Here is a 6,614-nt window from a genome sequence, read left to right as displayed (position 1 = left end):
CTGCTCCAGCGTCATCTCGCCGGCCTCGATCTTGGAGAGGTCCAGCACGTCGTTGACCAGCGCCAGCAGCTGTTCCCCGGCCGCGCCGATGTGGCCGACGAATTCGCGCTGGCGCCCCTCCAGCGGCATCTGCTGCAGCAGGTGGCTCAGCCCGATGACGGCATTGAGCGGGGTGCGGATCTCGTGGCTCATGTTGGCCAGGAAGGCGCTCTTGGCGCGGCTGGCGGCCTCGGCCTGCTCGGTGCGCTGCTTGAGCTGCTGCTCCAGGCGCTGGCGCTCGGAGAGGTCCACGGCCACGTAGATCAGCCCGCCGCCGTGCGAGCGGCCGTCGCGCAGCGTGCGCACCTCCAGCAGCACCGGCACGCGGGTGCCGTCGGCGCGCAGCAGCTGCCACACGCCGCCCTCGGCGCCGCGCGTGCGCGCCATGAACACCTCGCCCGGCTCCAGCGCGCGGCCGAAGGCGTCCTGCAGCGCGCGGTGGCGCTCGCGCAGCTCCTCGGGATCGAACAGCAGCGCCGTGGCGGGCTGCCCCAGCGCCTGGGCCTGGCCGCGGCCGGTCAGGCGCTCGGCGGCGGCGTTGAACAGCGTGATGCGGTCGGCGGCGTCGGTCACGACGATGGCGCTGCCCGCGCCGGCGAGGATGGCGCGCTCGCGCGCGGCCAGCGCCTCCAGCTCCGCGGTGCGCCGGCGCAGCGCCTCCTCCATCGCCTTGCGCTCGGTGAGGTCGGCGATCAGGGTGAGGAAGCCCACGGCGCGCTCGCGCGCGTCGCGCAGCAGGCTCACGTTGAGCAGCCCCGGAAAGCGCGTGCCGTCGGCGCGCACGTAGGTCCACTCGCTGCGCAGCCCCGGCACCGGCGCCGGGCGGTCGCGCCGGCGCAGCGCGGCCTGGAACCACGCGGGCAGCTGGTGCGCGTTGTCGTGCACCACTTGCGGAAACTGCCAGGCGTTCTCGCGCAGCTCCTCGCGGTCGTAGAAGTCCAGGATCGAGCGCCCCAGCGCCAGCGCCGCGCTCACGCCCAGCATCAGCTCGGCGGCGGGATTGAAGGTGGTGATGCGCCCGGCCAGGTCGGTGCCGATGATGGCGCTGCCGGCGCTGGCCAGGATGGCGCGCAGCTCGTCCGTGCGCTGCTGCACCTGCGCCTCCAGCGTCACGTTGAGCTCCACGATGCGGGCCTGCGCCGCGCGCTGCGCGCGCAGGTCGCGCAGCGTGGTGGCCGCGCCGCCGACCTGGCCCTGCGTGTCGCGCACGGGCGCCACCGACAGCGACACGTCCACGAGGTGGCCGTCGCGGTCCAGGCGCAGCGTCTCGAACGGCGGCACGTCCTCGCCGCGCCGGATGCGCTCGTTGACCTGCTGCGCCTGCTCGCGCAGCCACGGCGGCACCGTCAGCTCCATCAGCGCGCGGCCCAGCACCTCGCCCTCGTGCCAGCCCAGCAGCCGCTCCGCGGCCGGGTTCCAGCTGGAGATGGTGTCGTCGAGCCGGTGGCCGACGATGGCGTCGTGCGAGCTTTCCACCACCGCCGCCATGCGCGCGCGCTCTTCCAGGATGACGCGCTCGCGCTGCGCGGCGCGCTGCGCGCCGGCCAGCAGCCGCGCCAGCAGCGCCGCCACGGCCGTCACCGCGGCGGCCAGCGCCAGCGGCTCGCGCAGGTGCAGCCGGGCCACGAAGGGCGGTTGCGGCTGCACCTCCACCAGCCAGCGCCGGCCGTAGAGCTCCAGCGGCACGCGCGCCACCAGCGCCCCGGCGGGCGGCTCGGTCCAGCCCGGCGCGGTGTGGAAGCGCCTGGGCGCCTGCGGCGGCGTGGCGTCGCTCAGTGCCAGCGTCAGGCTCCCGTCGGCCATGTCGAAGTCCTGCAGCACCTCGTCGGCCACCAGCGTCACGGCGGCCCAGCCGATGGTCTGCGCATCGCGCAGCGCCGGCTCCGGCGGCAGCACGCCGCGGTACAGCGGCGCCAGCAGCGCGAAGGAGCGGCCGGCATGGTCGGGCGCCTGCGGCAGCGTGATGGGCGGCGTCAGGCGCGGCTCGCCGCTGCGCAGGGCCGCCAGCGCCGTGTCGCGGCGCGGCGGGTCGGAGGCGATGTCCAGGCCCAGCGCCGGGGCGTTGCCCTTGAGCGGCTCGACGTACTGCACCACGAAGCGCTCGCCCGCGTGCGGCTGGAGCTGGCGCAACTGGAAGTAGGGCAGGCCCTCGTCGCGCATCTGCTGCACGAAGGCGTCCTCCTGGTCCGCGGGCACGCGGCGGATGAAGATGAAGCCGCGCGCGCCCGGGAACTGGCGCGGCATGTCCAGCGACAGGCCGTAGCGCTGGAACTGGTGGCGCGTGACGGCGCCCATCGTGTCGTTGGCGGTGGTGATGGCGCTGCGCGTGGCCAGCAGCCCGTACTCGTAGGTCTGCATGCGCCGGCGCAGCGCGTCGGCCATCTGCCCGGCCGCGGTCTGCAGCCGCTCCTGCACGAAGGCGGTGTTGTCGTGGTGCTGCCAGACGCCCAGCGCGCCCGCTGCCGCCAGCCCGGCCGCGAACAGCACCAGCGGCGCGCGCCGCGGCAGCGTGGTCCAGCCGGGATGGTGCTTCTCCATGCAGGGGTGCCCGTTTTTTGCCCACCCGGGGCAAGGCGCGCACCCAGGCCGGCGCTGGAACGGGCCAGGGGCCGTGGCGCCGCGTCCGGCTCAGCGCCCGTGGCTGACGCGGTAGAGGGCGCCGTTGCTGTCGTCGGACACCAGCATCGAGCCGTCGGGCAGCCAGGCCAGGCCGACCGGGCGGCCGTAGTGCACGCTGCCGTCGGCATTGAGGAAGCCGGTCAGGAAGTCCTCGAAGGCCAGCGGCCGGCCGCCGGCGTCGAAGCGCAGCCGCACCACCTTGTAGCCCTTGGGGTCGCGGCGGTTCCAGGAGCCGCGCAACGCGACGAAGGCGTCGCCGCGCATCTCGGCCGGGAACTGCGTGCCGCGGTAGAACAGCATGGCCAGCGGCGCGGCATGTGCCGGCAGGGTCAGCACCGGCGGCTCGGTCTGGGCGCAGAAGGCCTCGCGCGTGATCTCGTCGCCCGAGGGCTTGCTCATGCCCGGGCGCAGCGCCACCTGGCTGGGCCGCGCCTCGGCCAGCGTGTCCACCTGGCGCGCGCCCCAGCAGATCGGCCAGCCGTAGTGCTTGCCCGGCTGGATCAGGTTGAGCTCCTCGGGCGGCGTCCAGTCGCCGCGGAAGTCGCTGCCGTGGTCCATGCCCCACAGCGCGCCGGTGCGCGGGTGCCAGTCGTAGCCGATGGTGTTACGCAGCCCGTTGGCGATCACCTCCAGCCGCTCGCCCGAGGCCGAGTAGCGGATGAGCGTGGCGCGTTCGAGCTGGTTGCCCTCGGCGCAGTTGTTGCAGCTGCTGCCCACGGACACGACCAGCGTGCCGTCCGGGGCCACGCGCACCATGCGGTTGGCATGCTGGCCGGCGTCGGGCAGGCCGCGGATGATCGGCCGCGGTGCGCCGCCGGCCAGCGGCAGGCGCCACACCGTGGTCGAGGCCGCCAGCAGCAGCTCGCCGCCCTGCAGCGCGATGCCGTTGACGTCCTTCAGCCCGGTGGCGAAGGTGCGGAGCTGGTCGGCGCGCCCGTCGCCGTTGGTGTCGCGCAGCGCCAGCACGTCGCCCTTGTCGCGGCGCGTGACGTAGACGGTGCCGTCGGGGCCCACTTCCAGCATGCGCGGCTTGCCCAGGCCCGAGGCGAAGAGCTGGACGCGAAAGCCCGGCGGCACCTTCAGGCGGTTGACGATGGCGGGGCTGAACTCGGCCTGCGCGGGCGCCAGGCGGCGCACGACGGCGTAGCCATGCTCCAGCGGCTGCTGCGCCGCCACCGGGGCGGCGCAGGCGGCGGCCAGGGCCGCGGCGGCCCACCGGGCCAGGGAAGGGGAGGGCATGCGGGTCTCCTCGGTGAGGCTGCCGCCCGGGTGGCGGCGCCGTGGCCCGGGGGCAACCGCCATGCCGTGGCCGCCCCACGGGCTGGGCGCTCTTCATGTGCGGTCGCAGCATAAGGAGATGCGGCTCATACACGGCCTTACAGCGCCGTGGTCGGGGCGCGTCGCAAGCTCGGTCCGCCTCGGGTTCCGGCCGGAGCCCGTGAACGCCATGGAGCGCTGCCATGCATTACATCGATGGGTTCGTCGTCCCCGTGCCGACCGAGCAGAAGGAGGCGTACCGCGCGCTGTGCGTGCAGGCGGCCGAGGTGTTCAAGGACTACGGGGCCCTGCGCGTCGTGGAGTGCTGGGGCCAGGATGTGCCCGCCGCGCCGGTCACCGACTTCCGGCGCGCGGTGCTGGCCCGGGCGGACGAGACGGTGGTGTTCTCCTGGATCGTGTGGCCGTCGAAGGCGGTGCGCGACGAGGGCCGGGCGCGCGCCCTGAAGGACCCGCGTCTGCAGCCCGGCCAGGAGCTGCCTTTCGACGCGCGGCGCATGCTCCAGGGCGGCTTCCAGGTGCTGGCCGATGTGTGAGGCGGCCCGGCCCCGCGCCGGACCTCAGCGCCGCCGGCCCCGCGCCCACAGCCCCGCGGCGCCCAGCGCGGCCAGGCCCAGCAGCGCTGCCGCGCCCAGCCGGCCGCGCTGCTGGTCGAGCCGCCACTGCAGGCTGTGCGGATGCGCCTCCATGCCGAAGCGGCCATGCGCGCCGTGGTCGCCGCGCACCGGGGCCCACAGGTTGTCGGGCCGGTAGGCCGGCAGCGGCTCGCCGGTGCTCTGCCCCTTGACGGCGCTGCGGGCCAGCAGCCGGTCCAGCAGGCCGGGGACGAGCTTGTTGGCCACGATGGCCTGCACCGCGGGCCAGCCCACCCACACCTCGCGGCGCCGGTGCGTGGCGGCCCAGACGATGGCGCGCGCCGCCACCTCGGGCTGGAACACCTTGCCCATGGGCCGCGGCTGCTGCGCCAGCGTGGTGCGGCCCCAGTCGAACTGCGGCGTGTTGAAGGCGCTGAGCTGCACCATCGTCAGGTGCACGCGGCTGTGCTCGTGGTGCAGCTCGCAGCGCAGCGAGTCGGTGAAGCCGCGCAGCGCCGCCTTGGCGCCGCAGTAGGGCGCCTGCAGCGGGATAGAGCGGTAGGCCAGCGCCGAGCCCACCTGCACGATGCAGCCGCGGTTGCGCGCTCGCATGCGCCGCAGCGCCGCCAGCGTGCCCCACACCGCGCCCAGGTACGTGACCTCGGTGGCGCGGCGGAAGTCCTCGGGGTCGATCTCGAGCGCGGGCGCGTAGATGGTGGCCATGGCGTCGTTGACCCAGACGTCGATGGGCCCGAGCTCGGCCTCCACCTGCGCCGCCGCGGCCTCGACGGCGTCGGCGTCGGCCACGTCCACCTTGAGCGCCAGCGCCCGCACGCCCAGCGACTCGGCTTCGGCGCGCGCGGCGTCGAGCCCGTCGCGCCCGCGCGCCAGCAGCGCCACGTTCCAGCCCTGGCTGGCGAACTCGCGCGCCGTGGCGCGCCCGATGCCGGCCGAGGCGCCGGTGATGACGGCGGTGCGGGGAAGGTCCATCGCAGGCTCCGGAGGAAGGTGCCCCGGCAACGGCCAGGGCGCCGCACGGGCGGCAAGCGGTGTGCCGCCGCCGGCCCCCGCGCGGGCGCCGATGCCATTCAGGGAGCGTTAATCCGGCTGCGCTTCAATCGCTCTTACCGGAAGGGCATGTCGCCCCTCCAGGACACCCAAGGAGCCTTCCATGAGCACCAAGCATTCGATCCTCTTCGCCGCCCTGCTGGCCCTGGCCGGCACCGCCATGGCCGCCCCGACCTGCAACGTGCCCAAGGAGCAGTGGATGAAGGAATCCGACTTCAAGGCCAATCTGGAAAAGCAGGGCTACCAGATCAAGACCTTCAAGGTCACCAAGGGCAACTGCTACGAGATCTACGGCCACGACAAGAGCGGCAAGAAGGTCGAGATCTACTTCGACCCGGCCACGGGCGCGGTGCTGGAGCAGAAGTGAGGCCATGAGCCCGAGGAGGCCTGCCATGGACAACACCGCTGTGCAGGGGAGCCCCGGCGCCGTGGCGGTATGGGACCCGTTCGTGCGGGTCTTCCACTGGAGCCTGGTGGGCTGCGTGCTGCTCGACCAGTTCGTGCTGGAGGAGGGCGAGGCGCCGCACCGCTGGGTCGGCTATGCCGCCGCCGCGCTGGTGCTGGCGCGGGTGGTGTGGGGCTTCGTCGGCAGCCGCCACGCCCGCTTCGCCGACTTCTTTCCCACGCCGGCGCGCGTGCACGAGCATGCGCGCGCGCTGCTGCAGGGCCGGCATCCGACCTACCTGGGGCACAGCCCGCTGGGCGCGCTGATGATGCTGACGTTGATGGCGCTGGTGCTGGCGCTGGGCGTCACCGGCTGGCTGCAGGGCACGGACGCGTTCTGGGGCGAGGAGTGGCTGCAGGAGCTGCACGAGGGCCTGGCCGAGGTGCTGATCTGGGCCGCGGGCGTGCATGCCCTGGCCGCCATCGTGCTGGGCCGGCTGGAGCGCGTCGGCCTGGTGCGGGCCATGCTCACCGGCACCAAGCGCAGCTACTGAAGCTCCGGCCCGGGGCTGCGGCCCGGGGGCCGGGCCGCGCGCAACGGTGCGCCGCCTCGGCACGGTTGGAGCGTTAAGAAGGCGATAAGTCCTGCTGCCC

Annotated in this window: 6 protein-coding genes; 3 read left to right on the top strand and 3 right to left on the bottom strand. The window is 74.3% G+C overall.

Annotated features, from left to right (window positions below; translation table 11 throughout):
• Positions 1 to 2,577 (bottom strand): PAS domain S-box protein (locus tag HHL10_RS13145; protein ID WP_169160810.1); only part of this gene is annotated, 2,577 nt, incomplete at its 3' end.
• Between the two features lie 90 nt (positions 2,578 to 2,667).
• Positions 2,668 to 3,897, bottom strand: a complete 1,230-nt coding sequence (locus HHL10_RS13140; RefSeq protein WP_169160809.1) for a PQQ-dependent sugar dehydrogenase — start codon at positions 3,895 to 3,897, stop codon at positions 2,668 to 2,670.
• A 221-nt stretch (positions 3,898 to 4,118) separates the two neighbouring features.
• Here HHL10_RS13140 and HHL10_RS13135 point away from each other — a divergent pair, with 221 nt between their 5' ends.
• Positions 4,119 to 4,469, top strand: a complete 351-nt coding sequence (locus HHL10_RS13135; RefSeq protein ID WP_169160808.1) for a DUF1428 domain-containing protein — start codon at positions 4,119 to 4,121, stop codon at positions 4,467 to 4,469.
• Positions 4,470 to 4,493: 24 nt separating this feature from the next.
• Here the strand turns inward: HHL10_RS13135 and HHL10_RS13130 are convergent, their stop codons facing one another.
• Complete coding sequence (locus tag HHL10_RS13130; protein WP_169160807.1) at positions 4,494 to 5,498, bottom strand: SDR family oxidoreductase; 1,005 nt, start codon at positions 5,496 to 5,498, stop codon at positions 4,494 to 4,496.
• A 181-nt stretch (positions 5,499 to 5,679) separates the two neighbouring features.
• Between HHL10_RS13130 and HHL10_RS13125 the strand changes: the two genes are divergently transcribed.
• On the top strand, positions 5,680 to 5,943 hold the full coding sequence (locus HHL10_RS13125) for a PepSY domain-containing protein (RefSeq protein ID WP_169160806.1): 264 nt from the start codon (positions 5,680 to 5,682) through the stop codon (positions 5,941 to 5,943).
• A gap of 25 nt (positions 5,944 to 5,968) precedes the next feature.
• Positions 5,969 to 6,514 (top strand): cytochrome b/b6 domain-containing protein, encoded by a 546-nt coding sequence (locus HHL10_RS13120; protein ID WP_169160805.1) that lies wholly within the window; start codon positions 5,969 to 5,971, stop codon positions 6,512 to 6,514.
• Positions 6,515 to 6,614 lie beyond the last annotated feature (100 nt).

The organism is Azohydromonas caseinilytica, assembly GCF_012927045.1.
GTDB classification, from domain to species: Bacteria; Pseudomonadota; Gammaproteobacteria; order Burkholderiales; family Burkholderiaceae_C; genus Azohydromonas; species Azohydromonas caseinilytica.
Note: the sequence above shows the minus strand (reverse complement) of the source record. Positions and strands in the feature narration are given on the sequence as shown.

Bases quoted from the DNA above. Each gene is read 5' to 3' on its own strand.
- HHL10_RS13135 (WP_169160808.1), top strand. From the start codon at position 4,119: ATGCATTACATCGATGGGTTCGTCGTCCCCGTGCCGACCGAGCAGAAG.
- HHL10_RS13125 (WP_169160806.1), top strand. From the start codon at position 5,680: ATGAGCACCAAGCATTCGATCCTCTTCGCCGCCCTGCTGGCCCTGGCC.
- HHL10_RS13140 (WP_169160809.1), bottom strand. From the start codon at position 3,897: ATGCCCTCCCCTTCCCTGGCCCGGTGGGCCGCCGCGGCCCTGGCCGCC.
- HHL10_RS13120 (WP_169160805.1), top strand. From the start codon at position 5,969: ATGGACAACACCGCTGTGCAGGGGAGCCCCGGCGCCGTGGCGGTATGG.
- HHL10_RS13130 (WP_169160807.1), bottom strand. From the start codon at position 5,498: ATGGACCTTCCCCGCACCGCCGTCATCACCGGCGCCTCGGCCGGCATC.